This is a genomic window from Glaciimonas sp. Gout2, from assembly GCF_035018905.1.
GTDB lineage: Bacteria > Pseudomonadota > Gammaproteobacteria > Burkholderiales > Burkholderiaceae_D > Glaciimonas.
In genome coordinates this window covers 1-220 of sequence record NZ_JASJXA010000161.1, presented here as the reverse complement: position 1 = coordinate 220, position 220 = coordinate 1, and the positions used below count along the sequence as shown (strand labels likewise).

Annotated in this window: 1 protein-coding gene; it reads left to right on the top strand. The window is 59.5% G+C overall.

Annotated elements, in window-relative coordinates; translation table 11 throughout:
- Positions 1-220: contractile injection system protein, VgrG/Pvc8 family (locus QN379_RS23600; RefSeq protein WP_323507788.1), on the top strand; the 220-nt coding region annotated here is incomplete at both ends.

Sequence of the window (220 nt, the reverse complement as noted above, 5' to 3'; positions counted from 1 at the left end):
CAACCCGGAAAGCCAGAATGATCCGTTTGCCGAAGGCGATTTCATCGCCCGTTTGCGCATGCAAGCCTTACACAGCGCCGGCCAACGAGCGCAAGGCCAAGGCCATCTACGCGGCATGGTGCCCGGTTGCATCTTTACGCTAACGCGTCATCCGCAGACCGCCGCCAATGCCGAGTATGTGATCCTATCGACCACACTGAGGATCGACGAAGCCGCGCAA